Below are 24,814 nucleotides of genomic sequence, written 5' to 3' on the forward strand. Positions count from 1 at the left end.
GATTGGCTTGCACCCTCCGCCAATTCTCTTGTTTTCAGTCCCGCCATTACTGCTCCTTGTCAACGTTCTTCCATATTTATTCATTTTATTTACTATTGTACAGAAATTTATACATCGTTTCAACAAGATTTTCTTAATGGCACCGATTGCTCCGCTTTTTTTGACTTTAACGGGAGGTTATAGGCCGCGGTAAGCATGAGCGCCACCGCATACAGGACAATTAACACAGCAAAAAGCACGTTCATGCCGTACAAATCGGCAAGCAATCCGCCAATGACCGGCCCGATCATGCGCCCGGCCGTTGCCACGCTGTTGACAATCCCTTGGTAAAATCCTTCCCGCCCTTTAGGAGCCAGCTCGCCTGCAACTGCCGGAACCGACGGCCAGACGAGCATCTCCCCTAAAGTGAGGATAGCCATCGCGGCAACAAAGCCCTGAAACTGTTCCGCGATGCTTGCAACTCCGAATGAAACCATGAAAATGGCAATCCCCGCCATGATTTGCGCTTTTACATTGGACAGCCATTTTGTCGTAACCGGAATAAGGAAAGGCTGCCCGAGCACAATGATTGACCCGTTCAACGTCCAGAGCAAACTGTACTCATGAAGTGAAATATGAAGTTTCTGCGTATAAGCTGAAATCGTCGCCTGCCACTGTACATATGCGATCCAGCAAAGCAGGTATGATGTACATAATATGATCAGCGCCAGAAGTTGTGAACGGGTACCACTTGAAATGCCGGTACGTCCCTGATTCTTTCGCGCCAATTGTTCTTTAGACATTTTATTATAGCCGAACGCCGCAATCAGCCCAAAAACAATAAACATCAGCAAGTTGGCCGGAAAAATGTAATCAAATGAATAAGAGGCAATCGCGCCCCCGAGTGCCGAACCGACCGCAACGCCGATGTTTTGCGCAACATAGATGGCGTTATATGCCTTGCGCCCACCGTTCTTCCACACCGATCCCGCCATGGCGAACATCGCCGGCCCGATGATTCCGGAACCGAGGCCGATTAACGACAAAAAAATAACATACTGCGGCCAGCCGTGCCAAAAGGTAAGCCCGGTTAAGGCGGCTACGGTGATCACAATGCCGATCATCGTTGCGCGGTATCCGCCGATATGATCGTATAAAGTTCCCCCCGCAAGACTGCCGATCACGCTCGCCAATGAATTGAGCATTAATACAACCCCTGCGACGGATAATGTTTTTCCAAGATGATCATGGATGTAGATGGAATTTAACGGCCATAAAAAAGAAGAGCCGGTAATATTGATTGCCATCCCGATCACAAGGAGCCAAAAGGACTTTGGCATGGCCATGCTCCCTTTCGTTTCTTCAATATTAATCTTCCAAACAGCATTTTATGTGTTTTTTTGTATTGGGGCAAGAAAGATTTGCTCTGAGACTGAAAGAAGTAATATTCCGCAAACTTAGTTGGCTCAGCATCTATACCATCAGAGGTATTTTTAAACCATCCGCTGATATTTTTGCCGGTTCCGCTGATATTTCAAGTTTTACGCTGATTTCTTCTCCATTTCCGCTGATATTTTTCAAAACTTTAGTCTGCTGCAGGTCCAATACCCCTTGAAAAGCGGGATGAACTGCTTTTCATCCCGCTTTTCTCCATTAATTCGGATTTTCGTTATGCTGTTTCGATTTTACCGGCTGGCTCTTTTTGCTGTTTTTCTTTTTCAGTTCCTTCACCGGGTCGTAATCTAGGACGGCTTCGATGTCCTGATTGTTCACGCCGTTTTTCGTTTTCTGCTCCGGATTTTGCTGTTTTGAACGTTTCCTTGGCATACCGTTACCCCCGTGCTTACATAATCGGTTCGTGTTCCTGTAAAATGATCTGGTTCTGCAACTGCTGGATTTGCAGGCGCATGCGGTGGAGGCGCTCACGCTGCTGGGAGTTGGCGCTGATCGCTAGTTTGCAAAGCTCGTTATAGGCATCTTCCAGTTCTTTCAAAGGCGCGGAAAAATCATAATAGCCATAGTTTTCTTCACGGATGCCTTCCATATACTGCTCGCGCGCCGAATGTATGGCATTTTCGCAGCGGCTGATGCAATTTTCGACTGCTTCCCGTGTAGCCATCACCAATTCCCCCTTTTTCTTTGAAGCATGCATGCTCCATTTGTATTGTGCCCAGCCGCACGCCCGCCATTCCTTTTAACAAACGATCTTTCATGGTAAAATGCTTAAGGAACCGCACGAAAGAGGCGAAAAAAGGAGGCCGTTTAAAATGGCGGAATCAAATCCATTTCAATATTCAAATGACAATAAACGTTACCATACATGGAATTACCATCTAAGAAAACATTTCGGCCATAAAGTGTTTAAAATTGCACTTGACGGCGGGTTTGATTGCCCAAACCGGGACGGCACTGTGGCATACGGCGGCTGTACGTTTTGCAGCGCAGCAGGGTCAGGTGATTTTGCCGGCGACCGCACGGATGACTTGGAAACGCAATTTCAAAAAGTGAAAGCACAAATGCACCATAAATGGAAAGGAGGAAAATATATGGCGTATTTCCAAGCCTTTACCAATACACATGCGCCGGTAGATGTGCTGCGTGAAAAATACGAAACGGTGCTCAAACAGGACGGGGTTGTCGGGCTGTCCATCGCCACCCGGCCGGACTGCCTGCCGGATGATGTCGTAGAATATTTGGCGGAGCTGAATGAACGGACATACCTCTGGGTGGAGCTCGGCCTGCAGACGGTCCATGAGCGCACGGCGCAGCTCATAAACCGCGCCCATGATTTTCAGTGCTATGTAGAAGGCGTGGACAAACTCCGGAAAAAAGGCATCCGTATCTGCACCCATATTATAAACGGCCTGCCAATGGAAGATTACGATATGATGATGGAAACGGCGCGCGAAGTGGCGAAGCTCGATGTGCAGGGCATCAAAATCCACCTGCTCCATTTGTTAAAAGGAACGCCGATGGTAAAGCAATATGAAAAAGGGATGCTGAAATTCCTCTCGTTTGAAGACTATGTAAAACTCGTGTGCGACCAGCTTGAAATTTTGCCGCCGGAAATGGTGATCCACCGCATTACCGGCGACGGCCCGATCCACCTGATGATCGGCCCAATGTGGAGCGTGAACAAATGGGAAGTTTTAAATGCGATTGATGCAGAATTAAAAAGAAGAGACAGCTGGCAGGGGAAATTTTACAAAAATACTTTGGAGGCATCGGCAAAATGAACATGCTTCCTGTTATTCCGTTCGCCCATTCCCTGATGGAAATAGCAGTCAAAAAAGGCGGATTTGCGATTGACGCGACCGCCGGGAACGGGCATGACACCGTGTTTTTGGCAAAACTTGTCGGGGACAGCGGTAAAGTGTTCGCCTTTGATATCCAGCCGGAAGCGGTCATCCGGACAAAAGAACGCCTGCAAAAAGAAAGGCTGGACACGCGCGTGGAGCTGTTCCGAACCGGCCACGAGCATGCGGGCGAATGCATCCCGGCTGGATATCACGGGAAAATCAGCGGGGCGATTTTTAATCTCGGCTACCTGCCAAACAGCGATAAATCGGTAATTACCCGGCCGGAAACAACGATTGCCGCAGTAGAGCAAATTTTTGCCATGCTTGAAACCGGCGGGGTCATCGCCATTGTCGTTTACCACGGCCATGAAGGCGGTGCTTTTGAACGCGACCGGCTCCTTGAGTATGTGAAAAAACTTGACCAAAAACAGGCGCATGTGCTGCAATACGGTTTTATCAACCAGGAAAACCATCCGCCTTTTCTGATTGCAATTGAAAAAAGGTAAGATTACAGCATTTCTTTTGCGATCAGTTCAAAAGACCGCAGCTTGTCTTCAAACCGGTACATATTGGAAACGAGCATGATTTCATCCGTCCCGTAAACATCGGCGAGCCTGAGCAGCGTATCTTTCACCTTTTTCGGCGAGCCGATCACCATATTCTTGCGGTTTTCCTCGATATGGGCCCGCTCGAAACGGCTGTACGGATAGGCGAACGCTTTTTCCGGGCTCGGGAGACCGTCTGACGGTATCCCCTGTTCAAGCAAAATCCTCGCCAGTTCCATGCTCGCATTCAGCCGCTGTGCTTCCTCATCCGTTTCGGCACAGCAAACAAAAACAGCCGCTATGTTTTTTGGCTCCTTTAAATAGGGGGACGGCTTGAACTGTTTGAGATAGGTGCGCATTGCCTCCGGGCCGCCTTCCCCGTTGATAAATTGGGCATACGCATACGGCAGCCCTTTTTCTGCGGCAAGTGCGGCGCTTTTCTGGCTTGACCCGAGCAACCACACTTCCGGGTTTGTGTTCGTTACGGGCGTCGCCTTTAACCCATACAGTTTATCTTCCGGATCAATCGCATCGTGCAAATACATCTGCAGCTCATCGATTTGCGCCGGGAACCGGTCAATGTTTCTCCTTTCCCCGTTATGCAGGGCATACGTCGCACGCGGCATGCCCCCGGGCGCCCTGCCGACCCCAAGATCGATTCGCCCCGGCGCGAGGCCTGACAGCACCCGGAAATTTTCCGCAACTTTAAATGCGCTGTAATGCGTCAGCATCACCCCTCCCGAACCGATGCGGATCCGGGATGTTTTCGCAGCAATATAGGAAATCAAAACTTCCGGCGATGAACCGGCAAGCGCCGCGGAATCATGGTGTTCGGAAACCCAAAAGCGGCGGTATCCCCATTTTTCCGCATGTTTTGCCAATTCCACCGTATTTTGCAGCGCTTCTTCCGCCGCCATTCCTTCCGAAACCGGAGACTGGTCCAAAATGCTCAAACTTAATTCCGCCAATTTTCATCTCTCCTATTTCACAAGTATTTTTGCAAGCCCGGCCGGAATCATGTTTTTAATTGCCCGGTACATTTTTCCATTGAAATAAAAAAATAAACTGATGGAACCCGCAGATCTGATCATTTTCCGCGACAATTTCCGGACGCTCCGCTGTTTCCTTACTTTATCATCGGATAAATATACGGCTAGCAGCCCTCGGTTAATCAGTTTATGGAATTTTTCATTCGGAAGTTGCCCTGTATGTTTGTCCGCTTCCCGTAAAAAATGCTTCAGCCGTCGGAAAAGCTGTTCTTCATTCGGGTAATAAAAGCAAAAATTCAAATCTCCGCCTTTCTTGTCTTCATCCTGATCAATAAAATAGTCAAGCAAAATATGCAGCCCCTGTATATAAGGAAAGTAGCCGTCACGGATAATTTTTGCATATTCGGGGCGGAAATCATCCCGGAGCGCATAAGAGACGAGGCAGAAAATCCCGAGGGTCGAACCGGAACAAGCCGAAAACTCATACCATCCCATATCCGGAAAATCGGCTTTAAATTGTGCGAACCAATTCTCAAGCCGCGGCACCCGCTCTTCAACCCGCACATGTTTATGTACCTGCAAATCCGAATAATAACGGCACAGTTCGAGCAAATAAGGTTTGATCGCTTCGTAATGGGGGATTGCTTTTAAAACGGATTGGCAAGTCGTCACGAGCTCGTGCAGATAACCACCGTCGTTTTGGTCTTCGCGGAGCCGATAATAATTTTTTAAATTTGCCCCAACCGTCAGCGCATCGCACATTGATTCATGCAATGCCCGGAAATCATCCGGATCGAGCGATGTGCTGCGGTCACACAAATTATCCAAATAATCGCTGATCGTTTGGTAGGCGACAATAAACTGAAAAGCCTGTGCACGTTCTTCCATTGCCAAAAGCCCCAGGATCGACCCGCCCTCACAATGGAACGTTTTATATTTGATGCTTGCAAGCGCCTGCGCCTTTAATTCTTCATTTGGAATTTGCCGTGCCCTTTCCCGCCAGTAGCGCAATTCGCGGTGGACAGCCGGCATCACCCTGCGGTAAACTTGGGCCATTAACGATATAGGGCAGGATGGGATTGTCATCAGCGGTTCACCTCAATCAATGATATAGCCTAAAGCGCGGAGCCGGTTTTCCACGAAGTTTTTCGCATAAAGAAAAACATCTTCCCTTTCCGGTTCATTAAAAATTTCATGATAGCATTTCGGCCATTCTTTGTATAATTTTTCCGACAGCGTTGTTTGGTTAAACCAATCCAAAACCGCTACCTTGTCCACGATTTTATCATTGCCGCCCTGCATCACGAGAAACGGCACATCCGGCAGCCGGATCACATCGGCATGAGCCAGACGCATCGCCGCAATCAGCTCGCGGTACCAGCGGACGGAAACTTTCGTTAACATCAATGAATCATTTGCCGTCTTCATCTGAATTTCCTGGTTCCGCGTCGCCATCTGTACAGTCAGCGGGCTATTAAAGCGTATGGTTGGCGCAATTTGGTTTAATCCGATCGAAAGCAGGCCAAGCAGCTTTGAAGGATAAGTGACAAGCCCGAGGCACGGTGCGGAAAGGATAGCGCCTGCGATTTTCAAGCGCTCCCTTTCAAGCAGCCGGATCACCGCAAGCCCGCCCATGCTGTGGCCGAGGAGAAAAATCGGCAATTCAAATTGGTAAGCCGCCGTCACCCAGTCTTTAATCTCGGTTGTATATTCGTCAAAGGATTCGATATGCCCTCTTTGTGCCCTTGATGTCATGCCATGACCGGGAAGATCGCCCATCACCACATGAAAGCCGCTCGATCTCCACATCTCGATCAGCCAGCTGTAGCGGCGGTGGTGCTCCATCGCGCCATGGACCATGACGATGACTGCTTTCGGATTTTCATCTGCTTCCCATTTCCACATTTTATTGCCTCCTTCAAAACTGCGATACGATCGCCTTCCTTTATTTTACCCATAATCCTCCCATTCTGAAAAACATATGCCGTTTCCATTCCAATTTATTCATAATTTGTTTACAATTCTTTATAAGGCAAACTAGCGAAAAAAACAAAGCAGATATTGCAGGAACCAACAGAAAAAAGCCTGTTGAAATCAGTTCTTTGAACAAGGAGTGGATTTGATGATTTACCCTTTTCACGGCAAAACGCCTGTCATTTCGCCAACTGCTTATATTGCTGACTATGTGACGATTACGGGGGATGTTGAAATCGGCGATGAATCCAGCATCTGGTTCAACACCGTAATCCGCGGCGATGTCGCCCCAACGAGAATCGGCCGGAGAGTGAATGTCCAGGATAACTGCGTCCTGCACCAAAGCCCTAACACCCCGCTCATTTTGGAAGATGAAGTGACAGTCGGGCACCAGGCCATTTTACATAGCTGCCACATCCATCCGAAAGCCCTGATCGGCATGGGATCCATTATCCTGGACGGCGCCGAAATCGGGGAAGGTGCGTTTATCGGCGCAGGCAGCCTTGTGCCGCAGGGGAAAAAGATCCCGCCCCGTACGCTGGCATTTGGACGCCCCGCCAAAGTGATCCGCGAACTGACAGAAGAAGATATACAGGACATGCGCCGGATTGTCCACGAATATGCGGAAAAAGCGCAATACTACAAAGGGTCTGTTCCCGTTTCCGAAAGCTGATTCCGGAAGCGGGGCAGACCCCCCTATTTGTTCCTGCAATTTTTTCCGCTTTCCCGCAGCGGTTAACGTGTCGTGCGGTTTCTTGCCTAGCGCCTTCTGTATAGTGAAGCTCCGGCAAGCTGGCCGCGGGCTTGTTTTTGAAAATCATATTTGTCTTCCACGTATACAGCATGCCATACTATGAAAATCAGGACGGTCCAGATTTTCCGGCTGTAGTCAAGTTTGCCCGCGCAATGGTCTTCCAACAGTTTTAAGACATATTGTTTATTGATGATATCATCGGTCGGGCTTTCTTTTATCGTCTGTACCGCCCAGTCATGCATTTCCTCTTTCAGCCAGTGGCGGATCGGAACCGGGAACCCAAGTTTTTTCCGGTTCAACACATGGTCCGGCACAATGCCTTCTGCCGCTTTTCTTAAAATATACTTCGTCGTGTTATGGGACGTTTTTAAACTCGACGGAATTTGCGAGGCCACCCGGAACACTTCCTTATCCAAAAACGGCACGCGCAGTTCAAGCGAATGGGCCATTGTCATCCGGTCTGCTTTCAGCAAAATATCGCCGCGCATCCACGTATGGATATCGATATACTGCATGCGGTCAACCGGGTCATAACCCTTCGTCTCATTGTACAGCGGCCTTGTAATATCGCGGTAATCGAGATCGCTGCGGTAAGTCCTGAGCAAGTCCCTTTTTTCTTCTTCCGTATACATTTTCGCATTTCCGATATAACGGTCTTCCATCGGCGTCACGCCGCGCTCGATAAAACTTTTCCCTTTAATCCCTTCAGGCAGCACTTTTGCCAAAGCTTTCAAAAGCGATTTTCCGGCAACAGGAATTTTATCGAAAACTTCAAGAGACTGCGGTTCGCGGTAAATATTGTAGCCGCCGAACAATTCGTCTGCGCCTTCCCCGGACAAGACAACCGTGACATGCTTCCTGGCTTCGCGCGCCACGAAATACAGCGGCACACAGGCAGGATCGGCAAGCGGGTCATCCATATGCCAAATAATTTTCGGCAGTTCTTTCATATATTCCTGTGGCGTGATCACATAACTGATATTTTCGACACCAAGTTTTTCCGCCGTCTCTTTGGCGACGTCAATTTCGCTGTAGCCTTCGCGTTCAAAGCCGACAGAAAAAGTTTTAATCGCCGGGTGGAATTGTTTCGCTATCGATGCGGTGATCGAAGAGTCGATCCCGCCGGAAAGGAAAGCCCCAACCGGCACGTCGCTGCGCATATGGACTTTGACGGAATCAACGAGCACATCGCGCACTTCTTTAATAAATTCGTCTTCGCTTTTTTGCACCGGATGGAACGATGCTTTAAAATACCGCTTAATTTCCATCGGTTTACCGATTTTCTTGATAAAATAATGGCCCGGTTCCAATTTTTGAACGCCTTTTGTCATGCTGTAAGGTTCCGGGACAAATTGATACGTTAAATAATGCTGGACTGCATCGTAATTAAGTTCCGGATTTTCCATCGCGAGCAAAATGCTTTTCTTCTCGGAGCCGAAATACATTTCTTCCCCGCTCTGGTAATAGAAAAACGGTTTGATGCCGAACGGGTCACGTGCCCCGCACAACGTCTGTTCCTGCTTGTCCCAAATCACAAAGGCGAACATACCGCGCAGTTTTCCAACTGCTTTTTCGCCAAGATGGCTGTACAGTGCGAGGATCACTTCCGTATCGGAATTTGTTTCGAACGTAAGCCCTTCTTTTAGCAATGCCTCACGCAATTCGACATAGTTATAAATTTCGCCGTTAAAAATGATCCAATACCGTTCGTTTTCATATGTTAAAGGCTGGTGCCCCGCGGCAAGGTCAATAATGCTTAGACGGCGGAATCCGAACTGGATATGTTCGTCTTCGTAGTAGCCTTCATCATCAGGACCGCGATGCACAATCATATTGTTCATGCTTTTAAACAGTTGCCTGTCTTCATCTGATAATGCAATTGGATGGTCATGGACGCAGCCAATAAATCCGCACATGAGGAAAGTCACCTACTTTGATAGTTTCGATACATTTTATTTTAAAATTTTTTCGTGAAAAAACAAATGAAGGAAGAAACCTTCTGACAAACCATTTTTATGGCAGCCCTTTTCCGGCGCCATTTTCAACACATGTAATATATATTAGCATTTTTTCCGGCATTTTTGCAGGAAAAAATACGATTTGTTAAAAAAGAAACAAACTGCATGGGAGGAACGTACCGGCCCGGGCCGTGTTGATGCATTCCGAGACTCCCCGATTTGGATCAGGTTCTCCCCGTTGCACCGGTTTTTCCCCTGTTTTGCCAATCTTTCTCCCCAAAGTGCCGCGCTTACTCGTCTGGCGGTTCTCCCCATTTCGAACCGGATTCTCCCCGGTTCACCTATTGGTTTTTCTTTACATTTTTCTAATTATTCTCTCCAATGCAGAACTTTTTGTCCAGCTCTTTCAAACATAAGAAAAGAGCGGCTGCCAAAATCAGGCCCCGCTCCTTATCTACATTAATTTTCCTTATAATTGTGCACAAACACACTCAACGCTTCGGCTTTATCCGTTTTTTCCCACGGCACGTTTAAATCGTTGCGGCCGAAATGCCCATACGCAGCGGTCTGCCGGTAAATAGGGCGGCGCAGGTCAAGCATTTTGATAATGCCGGCCGGTCGCAGGTCAAAGTTGGCTTGTACGGCTTTAATCAACACTTCCTCAGAAACTTTTCCGGTACCGAACGTATCAATGGAGATGGATACAGGTTTCGCCACCCCTATCGCATACGCAAGCTGCACTTCACATTTTTCCGCCAGCCCGGCCGCCACAATATTTTTCGCGACATAGCGGGCTGCATAGGTAGCGGAACGGTCCACTTTCGTCGGGTCTTTTCCGGAGAATGCGCCGCCGCCGTGGCGGGCATAGCCGCCGTACGTGTCTACAATAATTTTGCGGCCGGTCAAACCGGCATCCCCCTGCGGTCCGCCGATCACAAAACGGCCGGTCGGGTTAATGAAATATTTCGTGTCCGCATCAAGGAGATGGGCAGGCACGACCGGTTCGATGACATGCTTTTTCATATCTGCCTGAATCTGCTCAAGGCTGACGTCCGGATTGTGCTGTGTGGAGATGACAATTGTATCGATGCGGACAGGTTTATTGTTTTCATCATATTCAACGGTCACCTGCGTTTTCGCATCCGGGCGCAGATACGGAAGTACTTCCTTTTTACGGAGTTCGGCAAGGCGGCGCGCCAGCTTATGGGCGAGCGAGATCGGCAGCGGCATCAGTTCTTCCGTCTCATTGCAGGCAAAACCGAACATTAAGCCCTGGTCGCCTGCCCCGATCGCTTCAATTTCTTCATCGCTCATCTGGCCTTCGCGCGCTTCCAGTGCCTGGTTGACACCCCGCGCGATATCCTCGGACTGTTCGTCAATCGAAGTCAGCACCGCGCACGTTTCGGCATCAAATCCAAATTTCGCGCGTGTATAACCGATTTCTTTAATCGTTTGCCGCACCACTTTTGGAATGTCCACATATGTATTCGTGGAAATTTCCCCCGTAACAAGCACAAGGCCGGTTGTAACTGAAGTTTCGCAGGCGACGCGGGCATTCGGGTCTTTTGCCAGAATTGCATCCAAAATTGCATCGGAAATCTGGTCGCAAATTTTATCAGGATGGCCTTCCGTGACCGATTCCGATGTGAACAAATGCCGTCTTTTTGACATTCACTTTTCCTCCTTAAATGGGTTGCTGTTTTTATCCTCTTTAACGGTACTCATTACCCTTATTATGTCAGGCTCAAAATTAAATATCAAATTCCAAGTATACCTATAGGAAATAAAGCGGCCAATAATAAAAACCTTTCCGACCAATGGGAGAGTGGAAAGGTTTTGACTATTGCTTATCGCGCCTTTCACTCTTATCGTTCAAGGAATCCTTTCCTTGCTGCAGGTTAGCACCTTTGCCTGGAAGTTAAAGCGGCGGCTGCGTTGCGAGCGCATCGCCTGTTCCAGCGGCGGGTTGCTGGGTTTCATTGGGCCCGTCCCTCCACCAGCTCGGGATAAGAGTATCCGTTCAAAGTAAAATCATACGCAATTTACCGGCCAGTGTCAATGTTTTTTCATTGTCTGCGGGAAGTTTCCACGATCAAAAAGCCTGTTTCCCTTTCTTTCCTATTTCATCACATATTTCAATCACAAGTATGTGACAATCAAATAAATATGTTATACTAATATCGTTTACAAGATAGAATAAGATTTTCAAAGGGGCGGTTTATCGAAATGGATCTTATTGGCACTTCTGATGATTTAAAACTTTTGCTTTCGGGGAAAAATGTACGCACTCAGCTTTCCGTACCACAATTAATGGAAAAAATATTAGTAAGGAAAGAAGCGGTGCTGACCTCTACCGGGGCCGTTTCCGCTGTAACGGGAAAATATACGGGAAGATCGCCGAAAGACAAATTTATCGTTGTCGACTCCGAATCAAAAAGCCGCATCGACTGGGGAAATGCCAACCAGCCGATCTCTGTCGGAGTGTTCAACAAGCTTTACAAAAAAATGGTGCAGTATTTAAAAAGCAGAAACGAGATTTTTCTGTTTAAAGGATTTGCAGGTGCCGATCCTTCCAGCCGCCTTCCGATCCAGGTCGTGAACGAGTTCGCCTGGCATAATTTATTTGCGCACCAATTGTTTATCCGGCCGGACGCGAAGGAACTGCAGGAACACGAGGCGCAATTCACCATTTTGTCCGCGCCGCTGTTCAAAGCTGACCCGGCTACAGACGGTACGCATTCCGAAGTCTTTATCATCATTTCGCTTGAACGGCGCATCATTTTAATCGGCGGAACGGAATATGCCGGTGAAATGAAAAAAAGCATCTTTTCTATTATGAATTATTTGCTGCCGCAAAAAGGCATCCTTTCCATGCACTGTTCCGCAAATACCGGTAAAAATGGCGATACGGCGCTGTTTTTCGGTTTGTCCGGAACCGGGAAAACGACTTTGTCAGCAGACCCGGACCGCGCGCTTGTGGGCGATGATGAACACGGCTGGTCGGACAGCGGCATATTTAACATCGAAGGCGGCTGCTATGCAAAATGCATCGGGTTGACGGAAGAAAAAGAACCGCAAATTTACCGGGCGATCCAATTCGGAACCGTCCTTGAAAATGTTGTCGTCGATCCGGAATCCCGCAGTCCGCAGTTTGAGAATAATACGCTTACCGAAAACACAAGGGCCGCTTATCCGATTGAAAACATCGGAAACATTGCCCGCTCCGGCATGGCCGGCCATCCGGGCACAATTATCTTCCTGACGGCCGATGCATCCGGTGTCCTGCCGCCGATCAGCAGGCTGACAAAGGAACAGGCGATGTACCATTTCTTAAGCGGCTATACATCGAAACTGGCTGGCACCGAACGCGGCGTCACCAGCCCGGAAGCCGTTTTCTCTACCTGTTTCGGCGCGCCGTTTTTGCCGCTTGAACCGGCTGTATACGCGAAAATGCTTGGAGAAAAAATTGAAAAGCACCATGTCCAAGTATTCCTCGTCAATACCGGCTGGACTGGCGGACCGTACGGCACCGGGGCGCGCATAAAATTAAGCTACACAAGGGCAATGGTCCGGGCCGCAATCGGTGGAAAACTGAAAGATGCACCAACGCAGCAGGATGACATTTTCGGTTTGCACATCCCGCTCCATATCGACGGTGTGCCGGATCACGTCCTGTTTCCGGCAGAAACTTGGGAAGACAAACAGGCTTACCGCCAAAAAGCGCTTGAGCTTGCTGCACGCTTCAAGGAGAACTTCTGGAAATTCGCGTCCATACCGGGCGAGATCGAAAAACTCGGCGGTCCACTCGTTTAAACCGGCGGGAGCCGCGAGAAAGGCGCCTCAGTAATCCGGCTATCCTTACGCATCCAAATAACGGACTTTAAAACCACATACTTGCCTGGACGGCGTTGATCCCTTCCTGAACGGCCCATTGGTGGTGGCCGCCGCTCATTTTTGCGGCAGCCTCGTGAAGATTTAGCCATTCCAGTTTTTGGCTTCCTTCACTGGGCTGTTCGATTTTTCCTAAATAAAACAGCCCTTCGTCTATCGTATGTTGCCTTGTGAATTGTGCAGCTTTTCCTAAAAAACTCCCGACTTCCAATTCCGCCCCGACCGTACGCTTGAGGCAGGCAATATCCGATTCCCCCTGCCCGATTTTACCTCCCGGCAGCACATAACCATTATATTTCAGAACCGCCCCGACCCTTTCTTTTTTTGCATCAAAAATAACGGCATAGGCGCCGCAGTCTTTCATATAGGTCCCTTTCGTTTCCATTACAGGCCACTCCTTTCCTGCTTTACAAAATAGTATTTGCTTTCGTGCCTCTTTCATTCAAAAAACATGCGCCGCAGTTCGAAACGCGGCGCATGTTTTAATTCGGCGTATTCAAAGAAACGAGTTCATAGCGGATGATGGTCGTATTTCGTTCCCATTCCATTTTCCGGATTACGGCACTTCCGCTTGGTTCGCTTTCCTTCTTTTTCCGGACTTCAATTGGCATATCAAGCGGATAAAGGCAGTAACCCGGTTTTTTCAGCACAAATAAATTTTGTTCAATCCGTTCTTCTTCCCCGTTTGTAATGAGGACCGTATCCAGTCCCATCAACATTCCCATTCGGCTCACCTCCGTTAGTATTTTCATTTTATCATGGCAATGCCCGTCTTTTCATCCACACGCATAAATCATGCACAATCCGGCGGTTCACAACAGGCGGAAAATGATGGGCAAACTGCGGGAAATACCATGTTTCCACCCGCTTATCCAAAGCCTCAAGCCCGCGTTCAAGGCGCCGCGCATGTTCCACTGAAACATTCCGATCTTGCTCTCCGTGGATAATAAGCACCGGGCATTGAATTTGATTAAGCGCATACAGAGGCGTCCGTTCCCGGTAACGGTCCGGGTATTTTTTCGGCGTGCCCCCGATGACGCGCTTCATCATTCTTCTTAAATCGACGCGTTCCCTATACGTTAGCGCAACATCCGAAACGCCACCCCAGGTGACAAGCGATGCGGCTGTCCTTGCTTCTGCGGTACTGAGTGCCATAATGCCGCCGCGGGAAAAACCGAACACATGCACTTTTCCGGAAACCCGATCGTGTTCCATCAGCAGGTCAAAACCAAAGTACGCATCGTGTCGGTCGCATCCGCCGAAATCTTCATCCCCCTCCCCGCCCCAATTGCCGCGGTAAAAAGGAGCAAAAACGATAAATCCTTCCAACGCAAACTGGCCGATGCGCGCCGGCCGCACCATCCCGACGCTCTTGATGCCACCGCGCAAATACAAAAACCCATCATATGTAAGCCCATCATCCGGTTCCGCCAGCATCCCTTTCACTTTCAAGCCGTCCGACAAATACGTGACAAGATACATGCGCACCCGCGGACTCGGGGAAGGAAAAAGCTGCTTGTCGACAATCAAACCCATGCCGCATCACCTTTTCAGTTTTTCATTGATTTGCCTTGCTCCAAACAATGCCCCTTAGTTCTCTTACCGGTTTGTTTCCTTCACATACCTAAAATCCTTCCACCTTCAGCTTCTGTTGCTAGTATGGCGTTTGGTTCAGGTGCCTGTCAAGTTTCCAGCAAAAACGTATGTGTCAAGTTTTTCTCGACATCGTTTAAAAATCAGTGATGTCCAGCCACTCTCGTATAATAAGTTTCGATCCTACTAAATGAGTCAATATCCAGTTGAATGATTGTTCTTTGACAAGTGAATCTTTGATGTTTTCGGGGCGAGCCCCGAAAACATCAATTTGGGACTTGGGCGTTTCGTGATGTTCCTAGATAATGGTCTTAGGATCATTTGGGTTAACGCTGAGAACACTCTGTAGCTTTGACTACTTAAAAAGTCTGCGTCCACAGGTTTTTGCCCGACCTTCTAACCCGTAGGCTGTTCCTCCGGTGAACACTTTTTGTACACTTTTGGCTACCGCACTTTGCTTGCTTCCCTGGATAAGGGCAATCAAAAAAGCCGTTAAACTGGGCATATTTTTGATGATCGCGAAATTTACTCGCTTGTCCTTCAAACACACTGGGTCTCTTCTTGCTCGCTTTTCCCGCAGGAGTCTCAGGAATTAGCGATCATCATATATTCTCAGCCTTTTAAAGGATTTTGCGATTGCCCCTTATCCAGGTGAAGATATGAAAACCTAAAAATCTTGCTCAAATTCCCTATTGTTGATTGAATGCTCATATACGGGCTTATAGATCCCTGTTTTGCCCCGATTGACGTGCGTACAGGCTGTTTTAGCAGCTGGGCGGGTTTGTCAGACCTGCTGACTTTCCAGCCCTCAACCTGTTTCTTTGCTTTTATGAGGCTGTCCATGCCGTAGATGTACTCGACTACAAGCGTACATTTAAATGATAGAGTGTCTTTCTATTTTTTTCCACACTTTAACCCCCGAGAAATATTTTACGCATACGCAAAAACCTTTCCAATTCTAAGCGGTTTCAGTACAATACAAATGAAGGAAAAATTTTTCAAAGAGCGTTTCTGCAAAGCGAAACATTTTTGCACCAAGATAAAGGAGATTGTTTAAAATGACGGCTTCATCCTATTATTTAGGTGTCGATATCGGCACCACCACAACGAAATCCGTTTTGTTCGGCGCGCAAGGGAAAGTAATCAGCATGCACCATGTCGGCTACCCGCTGCACAGCCCTTCACCTGATGTGGCCGAACAGGATCCGGATGAAATTTTCCGCGCCGTGAAAGAAACGATGAAAACGGCGATTGCAAAAGGCGGCATCAATCCATCCGATATTGAACTCGTATCTTTCAGCTCTGCCATGCATAGTTTGATTGCGGTGGATGCAGACGGAAAACCGTTAACCCGCTGCATTACCTGGGCGGACGCGCGGTCAACAAAATGGGCGAAAAAGATCAAAAATGAATGGAACGGCATCGACATTTACAGAAGAACCGGAACCCCGATCCACCCGATGTCACCGCTCGCGAAAATCACCTGGCTGAAGAACGATAAGCCGGATTTGTTCGAAAAAACATATAAGTTTATCGGCATTAAAGAATATATTTTTTACCGGTTTTTCGGGCAATATGTTGTCGATTATTCCATTGCCTCTGCAACCGGCCTCTTTCATCTTGAATCACTTGACTGGGACAGAGGCGCGCTCAAAGTGGCTGGCATTTCGGCGGATCAACTGTCCAAACCGGTTTCCACTACTTTTTTCCTCACCGGTTTGGATCCAATATATGCCCACGAAATCGGAATTCCGCAAGACACGCCGTTTGTCATCGGGGCAAGCGACGGGGTGCTGTCCAATCTTGGCGTAAATGCGATCGACCCCGGCGTTGTCGCGATCACGATCGGGACAAGCGGCGCAATCCGGACGGTCACAGACAAGCCGGCAACCGATCCAAAAGGGAGGATTTTCTGCTATGCGCTGACGGAAAACCATTGGGTCGTCGGAGGGCCGGTCAATAATGGCGGGATGACGTTCAGATGGGTTCGGGATGAACTCGCTTCCGCCGAAGTGGAGACCGCTAAACGTCTCGGCCTTGATCCTTACGAGGTGCTGACGAAAATCGCATCGCGCGTTGCCCCCGGATCAGACGGGCTCATCTTTCATCCGTATCTGGCAGGCGAACGCGCACCGATTTGGAATGCAAATGCAAGAGGATCATTTTTCGGACTCGGCCTGCACCATAAACGCGAGCATATGGTCCGCGCCGTATTGGAAGGTGTCATTTATAACCTTTACACCGTCATGCTTGCGCTCCAGGAAATGATAGGCGTTCCCCAGAAAATCCAGGCGACCGGCGGCTTTGCCAGATCCGAACTGTGGCGCCAGATGCTCGCCGACATTTTCAACCAGGAAGTCGTCGTTCCGGAAAGCTTCGAAAGCTCCTGCCTCGGCGCCATCGTCCTCGGCATGTACGCACTGGGTAAAATTGACGATTTCTCGATTGTATCCGAATGGGTCGGCTCCACGCACACCCACCGGCCGATCCCTGAAAATGTCACCATTTATGAAGAAATCCTCCCAATTTACATCCGCGTATCACGTCTGCTGGAAGCGGAGTACGGGAATATTGCGGCGTTTCAGCGGAAATGGGTGAAGGGTTGATGAGAACAGGGGCTGCCCAAAAGCCCCTTTTTAGCAAACTTTATATAAGGATGGGCAATGCAAATGAAACAAAATAAACCGCTATTTGAGATGAAGCAGCTGATCATTTGGAAAATCGCCATTGCATCTTCATTATCCTGGGAGATCGCAAAATCAGCCGGTTCCCATCACCCCTATTTGGCGCCTTTAACGGTCATTTTATGTATCAAAGCAATGCCGGATCAAACGATAAGTTTTGCAGTTAATCGTATGATTGGTACAATGGTCATCGGCACAAATGGCGGCCTTCAGTAAAATGTTCCAACAGTTGCTGGAAGGCGACCCCTTTGAATTGGATTCCCCTGTACAACCCTTCTTAAAAGAAAACCGAACACATCAATTTTCTATACCTTTGGCTGTACTCACAGAACAATTCATGAAATCCATAAACCTGAATAAACTTTATTATGATATTTGAAAGTGGTGAGCAGCTTGGAGGATATTTTTCAAATGTTGGAGCAACTCCCCTTTATAACGGAAAGATGTGTGATTGCAACAATACTGCATGTTGAAGGCTCCGCTTATAAAAAAGAAGGCTCCTGCATATTAATGGGGAAAGCGGGGCACAAATCGGCATGTTAAGCGCAGGTTGCCTCGAGGAAGATCTGAAATGGAAAGCAAAACAAGTACTGGAAAGCGGAAAAGCACAAATCTACACCTATGATATGCAGGATGAAACAGACTTATCATGGGGGCAGGGCGCAGGGTGCAACGGTATTTTGCATATATTCATCGAACCTTTAACCCGGACTTTAAGGCAAAATTTAATGAAATTAAAAGCATTTTTGGATGCAGGGATTTCTGTTCTTCATATTAAACAGTTTAACGGGAATTTTGAGTTCCTCCGGGGTGGTTATTTTCCCCAAAACGGTGAACCCTTCGGCGATGCATTTCCGGCTTTTATGATAGAAAAACTTTTTGGCAAAAGCGACACACGAAGCACAGATAAAAACGGCCAATTTTATTCATACCATTACAGGTCGCGCCCCCGCTTGATATTGTTTGGGGCGGGGCCGGATGCAAAACCGCTCGTACGATTTGCGGCTCAGACCGGTTTTTCCGTAACAGTTTATGAACATAGGCCGGCGTTATGCAACCGTGAAAACTTTCCTGAAGCCGAACAGTGTATCACCGGATTTCCAGATGGTGCAGATCAAAACCTTGACATTGTCGAAAAAGATTTTGCCGTAATTATGACCCACAATTTTCAAAAAGATAAGGAACTTCTTCGCATATTGATGCACAAAAAATTATCTTATCTCGGTATACTGGGGCCCTGTAGGAGAACAGAAAGATTACTTGAAGGAAAAGAAATTCCGCCCTGGATCTCCTCACCGGCCGGAATTAATATACATGCGAAAGGGGCGGAAGAGATTGCAATCAGTATTATCGCCGAAATGATAAAAGTTTTAAGAAAACCGGAGAAAATATGAAAAAAATCATCGGCATTTCTTCCGCAGCCAAAAAAGTTATGACCAATTGCGCGTTTTGCGAAGGAGGGAAATGGGTTGACTCTCTTAGGAAAAAGCATGATACGGAAAGATGCTTTGGAAAAAGTTACAGGCGAAGCCAAATACATCCATGACCAATCCTATAACGGCTTACATGCTGCAACAGTTATAAGCCCGTTCGGCCATGCAAAAATCCGGAAAATAGATATGAAAGAAGCAAAAAAGATACCGGGGGTAAGGGCAATCATTACCGGGGAAGGTCTTCCTTTAACCGGTGAAGAGATCCGGGACCGTCCCCCGATTGCATTCGATAAAGTCAGGCATTGCGGGGAAGTCGTTGCAATCGTTGTAGCAGATAACCTTTTGATTGCAAAAAAAGCGGCAAACTTGATTAAAATCGCATATCAACCATTGCCGGTTGTCCATTCCCCTACAGAAGCCTTACGTCAAGATGCGCCGCTTGTACATGAAAAACTGGGAAGCTATGAAAAATCGCACATGGTTTATCCAATACCCGGAACTAATATTGCAAACCTCCAGAAAATCCGCAAAGGGAATATGGAAAAAGGATGGCGTGAAAGTGAGGTGATTGTAGAAGCCTCTTTTTCTATTAAACCCTCCGACCACGCTGCAATGGAGACACGCTGTTCAACTGTCGAAATAAAATCCGACGGCACGGTGATCATTTCAACCACCTCCCAATCCCCTTTTATGGTAAAAAAATTAATCGGCCGTTATTTTCACGAAAATCCAGGAAAAATCATCGTCAATACGCCGCTTGTCGGAGGCGCTTACGGAGGAAAAGCTTCGGTGCATACAGAACTGCTGGCTTATCTCGCCTCAAAGGCTGTTGGTGGGAAACCTGTGAAACTCTTTTATTCCCGCGAAGAAGATATGGTAAGTGCGCCGGGGCATATCGGACTGGATGCAAAAGTAAAGCTAGGCGCCACCCGTGATGGGAAATTAACAGCTGCTGAAATGACTTTTTTATTTGATGGCGGCGCCTATGCCGATAAATCCATTGACTTAAGCAGAGCTGCAGCAGTTGACTGTACAGGCCCGTACAATATTGAAAACATTCGATGCAATTCTTACTGTATGTATACCAATCATCCATACCCCGCACCCTTCCGAGGATTCAGCCATTCCGAACTTTTATTTGCATTTGAACGGACAATGGACATATTGGTGCAAAAACTGCAGATGGACCCGTTTGATTTGCGTTATTTAAACGCCATTCTCCCTGGCCACACAACGCCCACCCAAGTTCAACTGAATGAAAGTACGGTCGGAAATTTGAGGAAATGCATTGGCCGTGTAAAAGAATTAGCGAATTGGGAAGAAGGGCAGATTACAGAAATTGATGAACGTTACGTACGTGTAAAAGGCGCAAGCTGCGGATGGAAAACATCGACGATTGATTCAAATGCAAGTTCCGGCGTCGTTTTAACTTTTAATTCTGATGGCAGTGTCAATATTATTTCCGGCGTCATTGAAATCGGAACAGCCACAAAAACGATGCTGGCACAAATGCTCGCCGAACGTTTCCAAATGGATATCCATCAAATCCATGTCCGGATGAAGGTAGATACGCAGACAACCCCGGAACATTGGAAAACTGTTGCAAGCCGGGGGACTTTTATGGCGGGAAGAGCATTGATGGAAGCGGCTGATGATGCGGAAAGGCAAATGAAGGAAATTACTTCCGCTGTCTTAAGATGCACACCGGAAGATTTAGCCGTTGCGGACTCCCGTGTATTCCAAAGAAGCAACCCCCGAACCGGCCTCCATTTTAAAGATATTGTATACGGCTATGTGTATCCAAATGGAAATGCCATCGGTGGCCAGATTATCGGCAGAGGAAACTATATCTTGCGCGGCATGACGTATCTGGACCGGGAGACCGGCAGAGGCAGGCCCGGACCCGAGTGGACGGTATGCGCGTCTGTTGTGGAAGTGGAATTTGACCGCAGAGATTACACATATAAAATAATCAAAGCCTGTACAGTTGTAGATATCGGGAAAGTATTAAACGAAAAAACAGCAAAAGGGCAAGTGATGGGGGCAATGAGCATGGGGCTTGCGTACGGCGGGCGGGAAACGTTTATTTTCGATTCATTCGGAAGGGTATTGAATCCGCAGCTGCGAACTTACCGGCCGATCTATTACGGGGAAAATCCCGAGTATCTGGTTGATTTTATCGAAACGCCGCATTTGGAAGCACCATATGGTTTGCGGGGAGTTGGCGAACATGGGATTTTAGGAATGCCGGCTGCGCTTGGAAATGCTTTATCTCGTGCTGCCGGCGTATCCCTGTACAGCCTGCCGCTAACACCGGAATACATCTGGCGGGCAAAGGAAGAAGCAGCCAATGATACCATTTGAATTTGACTATTACCGCCCAAAATCTCTTCAAGAAGCTGTCTTTCTCTATCAATGGCTAAAAAATCAAGGAAAATCACCAAAATATTTTTCCGGCGGAACAGAAGTGATTACACTTGGAAGATTAAATGTATTGTATACGGACGCTGTAATTGACCTAAAGGAAATACCGGAATACAAAGTCCGTTTTTCAACTGAGGACAGCCTTATCCTCGGCGGGGGCCTTTCTTTAGCTGAAATTGAAGAAGAAGGATCATTTCCATTGCTGTCAAAAACCGTACGCGAAATCGCAGACCATACAGCCCGTACGAAGATCACGTTAGGCGGTAATATTTGCGGCCAAATTTTTTACCGGGAAGCCGTACTGCCTTTTTTATTAGCCGACAGCCTCATCATGGTTGCCGGGCCGTACGGCGACAAAGTGTTGTCGATTCATCAAGTTTTTCAGCAACATTTGCACCTCGATGAAGGGGTATTTTTCGTTCAAGTGAGTACCCAGCAGGAATTTATCCGGGCGCCGCATATGAGCATCAAAAGGCGCAGGCAATGGAATACCGGCTATCCCTTGATTACAGTTGCCGCCTTAAAAACCGGGAATCAAATCAGAGTGGCCATCAGCGGCTTAACCCCTTATCCGTTTCGTGCATTTGAGATGGAAAAAGCATTAAACAATGGGCGCTTAACCTTAAAAGAAAAAGTTCAAGAAGCCATCCGCCATGTGCCGGCGCCTGTATTAAATGATGTTGAAGGTTCTTCCGGGTATCGGATATTTGTTTTAAAAAATACTTTGGCGGATATTTTAACGGGTTTGGGAGAGGAGTGAAACCCATGGCTTTGATTTCTGCCATGTTGGATGTAAATGGCGAAAAAAAAGCAGTCACGATCCGATCTTCTGACATCCTGCTCGATGTGATAAGAGAACATTTAGGTTTAACAGGTGCTAAACCCGGATGTTTGAACGGGGACTGCGGGGCTTGCACGGTGATGGTTGACGGCCGTCCGATGAAGTCATGTTTAATGTTGGGTGCCGAGGCAGTCGGAAAGCGGATCACAACCATTGAAGGATTGAAAAATACCCCGATCCAGCAAGCATTTATTGAAAACTTTGCCTTCCAGTGCGGATACTGTACACCCGGATTCATTATGAATTGCCATGCACTCATTGAAACTCATCCTGATGCAACAGCCGAAGTCATACAAAACTGGCTTGAATCCAATATATGCCGGTGTACAGGATACAAGGAGATTGAAAAGGCGGTAAAAGCGGCAATGAAAAAACGTAATGGCTTGTACCCCCTATCTTAAAGTCAAAACTACCCCACCTTCACCGGCTCGCCGCCATAAAGCCCAACCGCATTGGTGCCGAGCATTTTTTCGGTTTTCGTTTCCGTGATGCCATTTTCGCGCAGGGCAGGGAGAATGTCTTCAAAAATATGGGCCGGGTGCAAGTTTTCCATAATTAATTTTTATGATCTGTTCGTTCATGGCCGGCGGGCGCCCGAGCCTTCATCATAACAGCCGGGCGCTCCTTCGAGATAATCTTCGGTTTCCACCATCAGCGTTTGGATCACGCTCCTGTTCGAGGAGGATGTCTTTTAACGAGGGGACTGGCCGACCAGTATTTTCTGCTTTCAGTAAGCCCTGCCCAGCCCATGAGCCAGTTTGAACGCAAATTTCATCGATTTTTCCTTTAACAAATGCGCCATGCCCATCTCCCTTACCATAAGCGGACTTTCAAAAGCGTTATCGAATACTAGTCGGTAGTGGTTTGTTATACAACCTCAAAAACAAAGCCGTCAACTTTTTAAAAAGAAAAACAGCCGGGCGCTCCTTAAATATGGATGCCCGGCTGCTGCCGTCAAAGGAACATATTCAAAATCAACGCCCCGGCAAATCCGGCAAGCGAAAGGATTGTCTCGAGCACGGTCCATGTTTTGAATGTTTCTTTAATCGATAAACCAAGGTATTCTTTTACCATCCAGAACCCTGCATCATTGACATGCGAGAAAATCAGCGAGCCCGCACCGGTTGCAATGACAAGCAGTTCGAGGTTGATGCTTGTTGTATGGGCGATGACAGGCGAGATAATCCCGGCTGCTGTCGTCAAGGCAACCGTTGCCGAACCTGTCGCAATCCGGATCAGGGCGGCGATCAGGAAAGCGAGAACAAGCGGGGACAGGGACAAATGCCCGGCCATTCTTGCGATCACGTCACCGACGCCGCTATCAATCAAAATCTGTTTAAATCCCCCGCCGGCACCGATGATCAAAATGATCGACCCGACCGGCAGCAGGCATTCTTCCGTAAATTTTTTAACCAGCTTCCGGTCCATCCCCTGTCGAAAACCCAAGAAATAATAGGCAAAAAAGCATGAGAGCAAAAGTGCAATGAGCGGGCTTCCGATAAACGCGAAAATTTTTTCAACGAGTTTCGGCACACGCAGGTAAGGTGCAGCCGTTCCGAGCACCATCAAAATCACCGGCATTAAAATCGTCAAGAAAGAAATGCCTGCGCTTGGCATTTTCGACTGCGACACATCTTCCACCTGGATCAATTTCGGTTCGCCTTCCGGAGTAACGCGTTTATTCACCCATTTGGCAAACAGGGGCCCGCCTAAAATCCCGGCCGGAATGGCAATGATCAAAGAATACAGCAATACTTTTCCGAGATTAGCGTTGTAAATGCCGATTGCCGCAATTGCGCCCGGGTGCGGCGGGACAATGCCGTGCACGATTGATAATCCCGCAATGGCCGGCAAAGCGATCAGCAAAATATTTTGTTTAGACGCTTTTTGGATCGATATGACAAGCGGCAGCAAAATCAAAATCCCGACTTCAAAGAAGACCGGTATGCCGATAATAAAGCCGGAGAAAAACATCGCCCACGGCAGTTTCTTTTCGCCGAACATTTTTATGAAATAATTGGCGATCTGGATCCCTGCACCGGATTTTGAAAGCATCTCGCCAAGAATTGTGCCGAGCGCCAAAATTCCGACCAAATGCCCAAGGACACCGCCGACACCGGTTTCGTAAGCGGTAACAATTTTATCCAAAGACATTCCTGAAAAAATCGCAAGAAACATGCTGGCAACAAGTAAACTGATAAACGCATGCCACTTAAACCATGAAACTCCTAATATAACGATGACGATTGCCAAAAATGTAATCAACAGCAAATAAGCATCCATGATGTCAACCCCTTTTCGACGCAAAATGAAAGCACTTTCAGCGATACTTTTATTATATGAAAAAATTTTTTAATAATCAAGTTTTACTGTAAAAAATTTTTAAACATTAGGCATTCACACAATCACTCCCCCTGGCATAGGCTGTAAGAAAAAAGCCCAATTATGAG

At 47.7% G+C, this 24,814-nt stretch carries 23 protein-coding genes, 1 riboswitch and 1 other annotated feature (1 of these 25 cut by a window edge); of the genes, 10 read left to right on the top strand and 13 right to left on the bottom strand.

What is annotated here, in order from left to right; translation table 11 throughout:
• Positions 1-72: a binding site (T-box leader), on the bottom strand (it extends 140 nt beyond the left edge of the window).
• A 47-nt stretch (positions 73-119) separates the two neighbouring features.
• From GBH70_RS01750 to GBH70_RS01760, 3 genes are all read right to left on the bottom strand, one after another.
• Complete coding sequence (locus tag GBH70_RS01750) at positions 120-1,319, bottom strand: MDR family MFS transporter (protein WP_151679421.1); 1,200 nt, start codon at positions 1,317-1,319, stop codon at positions 120-122.
• A 313-nt stretch (positions 1,320-1,632) separates the two neighbouring features.
• Positions 1,633-1,806 carry a glycogen biosynthesis protein GlgD gene (locus GBH70_RS01755; RefSeq protein ID WP_151679422.1) on the bottom strand — a complete coding sequence of 58 codons (174 nt, stop codon included), beginning with the start codon at positions 1,804-1,806 and terminating at the stop codon, positions 1,633-1,635.
• A 16-nt stretch (positions 1,807-1,822) separates the two neighbouring features.
• Entirely contained in the window at positions 1,823-2,098 is a 276-nt protein-coding gene (locus GBH70_RS01760) for a YtzC family protein (protein ID WP_151679423.1), read from the bottom strand.
• Between the two features lie 148 nt (positions 2,099-2,246).
• Here GBH70_RS01760 and mnmL point away from each other — a divergent pair, with 148 nt between their 5' ends.
• Both mnmL and mnmM read left to right on the top strand, forming a co-directional pair.
• On the top strand, positions 2,247-3,215 hold the full coding sequence (gene mnmL / locus GBH70_RS01765) for a tRNA modification radical SAM protein MnmL/YtqA (protein WP_151679424.1): 969 nt from the start codon (positions 2,247-2,249) through the stop codon (positions 3,213-3,215).
• Positions 3,212-3,784 (top strand): tRNA 5-(aminomethyl)-2-thiouridylate-methyltransferase MnmM, encoded by a 573-nt coding sequence (gene mnmM / locus GBH70_RS01770; RefSeq protein WP_151679425.1) that lies wholly within the window; start codon positions 3,212-3,214, stop codon positions 3,782-3,784. The genes mnmL and mnmM overlap by 4 nt, the downstream gene beginning before the upstream one ends.
• 2 nt (positions 3,785-3,786) lie before the next feature.
• On the opposite strand, the gene GBH70_RS01775 is transcribed toward mnmM, so the two are convergent.
• The 3 genes from GBH70_RS01775 to GBH70_RS01785 are packed head-to-tail and all read right to left on the bottom strand — an operon-like array spanning position 3,787 to position 6,717.
• Positions 3,787-4,791: an LLM class flavin-dependent oxidoreductase gene (locus GBH70_RS01775; protein WP_151679426.1), complete on the bottom strand. Its 1,005-nt coding sequence runs from the start codon at positions 4,789-4,791 to the stop codon at positions 3,787-3,789.
• Positions 4,792-4,803: 12 nt separating this feature from the next.
• A complete protein-coding gene (gene tbcS, locus GBH70_RS01780; RefSeq protein WP_151679427.1) occupies positions 4,804-5,898 on the bottom strand; it encodes a tetraprenyl-beta-curcumene synthase in 1,095 nt (364 codons plus the stop codon).
• 12 nt (positions 5,899-5,910) lie between these two features.
• Positions 5,911-6,717, bottom strand: a complete 807-nt coding sequence (locus GBH70_RS01785) for an alpha/beta hydrolase (protein WP_151679428.1) — start codon at positions 6,715-6,717, stop codon at positions 5,911-5,913.
• 217 nt (positions 6,718-6,934) lie between these two features.
• On the opposite strand from GBH70_RS01785, the gene GBH70_RS01790 reads away from it, so the two are divergent.
• A complete protein-coding gene (locus GBH70_RS01790; RefSeq protein WP_151679429.1) occupies positions 6,935-7,459 on the top strand; it encodes a gamma carbonic anhydrase in 525 nt (174 codons plus the stop codon).
• Between the two features lie 86 nt (positions 7,460-7,545).
• Here GBH70_RS01790 and asnB read toward each other — a convergent pair whose 3' ends face one another.
• A complete protein-coding gene (gene asnB, locus GBH70_RS01795; RefSeq protein ID WP_151679430.1) occupies positions 7,546-9,456 on the bottom strand; it encodes an asparagine synthase (glutamine-hydrolyzing) in 1,911 nt (636 codons plus the stop codon).
• A 501-nt stretch (positions 9,457-9,957) separates the two neighbouring features.
• Positions 9,958-11,169 carry a methionine adenosyltransferase gene (metK, locus tag GBH70_RS01800; RefSeq protein ID WP_151679431.1) on the bottom strand — a complete coding sequence of 404 codons (1,212 nt, stop codon included), beginning with the start codon at positions 11,167-11,169 and terminating at the stop codon, positions 9,958-9,960.
• Positions 11,170-11,360: 191 nt separating this feature from the next.
• Positions 11,361-11,511, bottom strand: a riboswitch (SAM riboswitch).
• Between the two features lie 213 nt (positions 11,512-11,724).
• Between metK and pckA the strand changes: the two genes are divergently transcribed.
• The gene (pckA, locus tag GBH70_RS01805; protein WP_151679432.1) at positions 11,725-13,311 is read left to right on the top strand and encodes a phosphoenolpyruvate carboxykinase (ATP); all 1,587 of its coding nucleotides are present in this window, start codon (positions 11,725-11,727) and stop codon (positions 13,309-13,311) included.
• A gap of 67 nt (positions 13,312-13,378) precedes the next feature.
• On the opposite strand, the gene GBH70_RS01810 is transcribed toward pckA, so the two are convergent.
• From GBH70_RS01810 to GBH70_RS01820, 3 genes are all read right to left on the bottom strand, one after another.
• Positions 13,379-13,774 carry an NUDIX hydrolase gene (locus GBH70_RS01810; RefSeq protein WP_151679433.1) on the bottom strand — a complete coding sequence of 132 codons (396 nt, stop codon included), beginning with the start codon at positions 13,772-13,774 and terminating at the stop codon, positions 13,379-13,381.
• A gap of 97 nt (positions 13,775-13,871) precedes the next feature.
• The gene (locus tag GBH70_RS01815; protein WP_151679434.1) at positions 13,872-14,114 is read right to left on the bottom strand and encodes a DUF2584 domain-containing protein; all 243 of its coding nucleotides are present in this window, start codon (positions 14,112-14,114) and stop codon (positions 13,872-13,874) included.
• 31 nt (positions 14,115-14,145) lie between these two features.
• Positions 14,146-14,925, bottom strand: coding sequence for an alpha/beta hydrolase family protein (locus GBH70_RS01820; RefSeq protein ID WP_151679435.1), 780 nt, complete (start codon positions 14,923-14,925; stop codon positions 14,146-14,148).
• Between the two features lie 1,115 nt (positions 14,926-16,040).
• Between GBH70_RS01820 and gntK the strand changes: the two genes are divergently transcribed.
• From gntK to GBH70_RS01850, 6 genes are all read left to right on the top strand, one after another.
• Positions 16,041-17,588: a gluconokinase gene (gene gntK / locus GBH70_RS01825; RefSeq protein ID WP_151679436.1), complete on the top strand. Its 1,548-nt coding sequence runs from the start codon at positions 16,041-16,043 to the stop codon at positions 17,586-17,588.
• A gap of 63 nt (positions 17,589-17,651) precedes the next feature.
• On the top strand, positions 17,652-17,882 hold the full coding sequence (locus GBH70_RS01830) for an aromatic acid exporter family protein (RefSeq protein ID WP_151679437.1): 231 nt from the start codon (positions 17,652-17,654) through the stop codon (positions 17,880-17,882).
• A gap of 320 nt (positions 17,883-18,202) precedes the next feature.
• Positions 18,203-19,060 (top strand): XdhC family protein, encoded by an 858-nt coding sequence (locus GBH70_RS01835; RefSeq protein WP_253693331.1) that lies wholly within the window; start codon positions 18,203-18,205, stop codon positions 19,058-19,060.
• A gap of 75 nt (positions 19,061-19,135) precedes the next feature.
• Positions 19,136-21,463, top strand: a complete 2,328-nt coding sequence (locus GBH70_RS01840; protein ID WP_172968266.1) for a xanthine dehydrogenase family protein molybdopterin-binding subunit — start codon at positions 19,136-19,138, stop codon at positions 21,461-21,463.
• Positions 21,450-22,283 carry an FAD binding domain-containing protein gene (locus GBH70_RS01845; protein ID WP_151679438.1) on the top strand — a complete coding sequence of 278 codons (834 nt, stop codon included), beginning with the start codon at positions 21,450-21,452 and terminating at the stop codon, positions 22,281-22,283. Before GBH70_RS01840 ends, GBH70_RS01845 begins: the two co-directional genes overlap by 14 nt.
• Before the next feature lie 5 nt (positions 22,284-22,288).
• Positions 22,289-22,765, top strand: a complete 477-nt coding sequence (locus GBH70_RS01850) for a (2Fe-2S)-binding protein (protein ID WP_253693334.1) — start codon at positions 22,289-22,291, stop codon at positions 22,763-22,765.
• 8 nt (positions 22,766-22,773) lie between these two features.
• Here the strand turns inward: GBH70_RS01850 and GBH70_RS16615 are convergent, their stop codons facing one another.
• Together GBH70_RS16615 and GBH70_RS01855 are read right to left on the bottom strand one after the other, a co-directional pair.
• Entirely contained in the window at positions 22,774-22,917 is a 144-nt protein-coding gene (locus GBH70_RS16615; protein WP_172967439.1) for a hypothetical protein, read from the bottom strand.
• A 401-nt stretch (positions 22,918-23,318) separates the two neighbouring features.
• Positions 23,319-24,647, bottom strand: a complete 1,329-nt coding sequence (locus GBH70_RS01855) for a GntT/GntP/DsdX family permease (protein ID WP_151679439.1) — start codon at positions 24,645-24,647, stop codon at positions 23,319-23,321.
• Positions 24,648-24,814 lie beyond the last annotated feature (167 nt).

The sequence above is a fragment of the Weizmannia acidilactici genome, from assembly GCF_008974225.1.
Lineage (GTDB): Bacteria > Bacillota > Bacilli > Bacillales > Bacillaceae_C > Weizmannia > Weizmannia acidilactici.

Coding starts and splice junctions, on each gene's coding strand:
- GBH70_RS01830 (WP_151679437.1), top strand. CDS start 17,652: ATGAAACAAAATAAACCGCTATTTGAGATGAAGCAGCTGATCATTTGG.
- GBH70_RS01850 (WP_253693334.1), top strand. CDS start 22,289: ATGGCTTTGATTTCTGCCATGTTGGATGTAAATGGCGAAAAAAAAGCA.
- gntK (WP_151679436.1), top strand. CDS start 16,041: ATGACGGCTTCATCCTATTATTTAGGTGTCGATATCGGCACCACCACA.
- GBH70_RS01790 (WP_151679429.1), top strand. CDS start 6,935: ATGATTTACCCTTTTCACGGCAAAACGCCTGTCATTTCGCCAACTGCT.
- GBH70_RS01760 (WP_151679423.1), bottom strand. CDS start 2,098: ATGGCTACACGGGAAGCAGTCGAAAATTGCATCAGCCGCTGCGAAAAT.
- GBH70_RS01820 (WP_151679435.1), bottom strand. CDS start 14,925: ATGGGTTTGATTGTCGACAAGCAGCTTTTTCCTTCCCCGAGTCCGCGG.
- pckA (WP_151679432.1), top strand. CDS start 11,725: ATGGATCTTATTGGCACTTCTGATGATTTAAAACTTTTGCTTTCGGGG.
- GBH70_RS01755 (WP_151679422.1), bottom strand. CDS start 1,806: ATGCCAAGGAAACGTTCAAAACAGCAAAATCCGGAGCAGAAAACGAAA.
- GBH70_RS01815 (WP_151679434.1), bottom strand. CDS start 14,114: ATGGGAATGTTGATGGGACTGGATACGGTCCTCATTACAAACGGGGAA.
- GBH70_RS01810 (WP_151679433.1), bottom strand. CDS start 13,774: ATGGAAACGAAAGGGACCTATATGAAAGACTGCGGCGCCTATGCCGTT.
- GBH70_RS01845 (WP_151679438.1), top strand. CDS start 21,450: ATGATACCATTTGAATTTGACTATTACCGCCCAAAATCTCTTCAAGAA.
- mnmL (WP_151679424.1), top strand. CDS start 2,247: ATGGCGGAATCAAATCCATTTCAATATTCAAATGACAATAAACGTTAC.
- GBH70_RS01785 (WP_151679428.1), bottom strand. CDS start 6,717: ATGTGGAAATGGGAAGCAGATGAAAATCCGAAAGCAGTCATCGTCATG.
- GBH70_RS16615 (WP_172967439.1), bottom strand. CDS start 22,917: ATGGAAAACTTGCACCCGGCCCATATTTTTGAAGACATTCTCCCTGCC.
- GBH70_RS01750 (WP_151679421.1), bottom strand. CDS start 1,319: ATGCCAAAGTCCTTTTGGCTCCTTGTGATCGGGATGGCAATCAATATT.
- GBH70_RS01855 (WP_151679439.1), bottom strand. CDS start 24,647: ATGGATGCTTATTTGCTGTTGATTACATTTTTGGCAATCGTCATCGTT.
- asnB (WP_151679430.1), bottom strand. CDS start 9,456: ATGTGCGGATTTATTGGCTGCGTCCATGACCATCCAATTGCATTATCA.
- metK (WP_151679431.1), bottom strand. CDS start 11,169: ATGTCAAAAAGACGGCATTTGTTCACATCGGAATCGGTCACGGAAGGC.
- mnmM (WP_151679425.1), top strand. CDS start 3,212: ATGAACATGCTTCCTGTTATTCCGTTCGCCCATTCCCTGATGGAAATA.
- tbcS (WP_151679427.1), bottom strand. CDS start 5,898: ATGACAATCCCATCCTGCCCTATATCGTTAATGGCCCAAGTTTACCGC.
- GBH70_RS01835 (WP_253693331.1), top strand. CDS start 18,203: ATGTTAAGCGCAGGTTGCCTCGAGGAAGATCTGAAATGGAAAGCAAAA.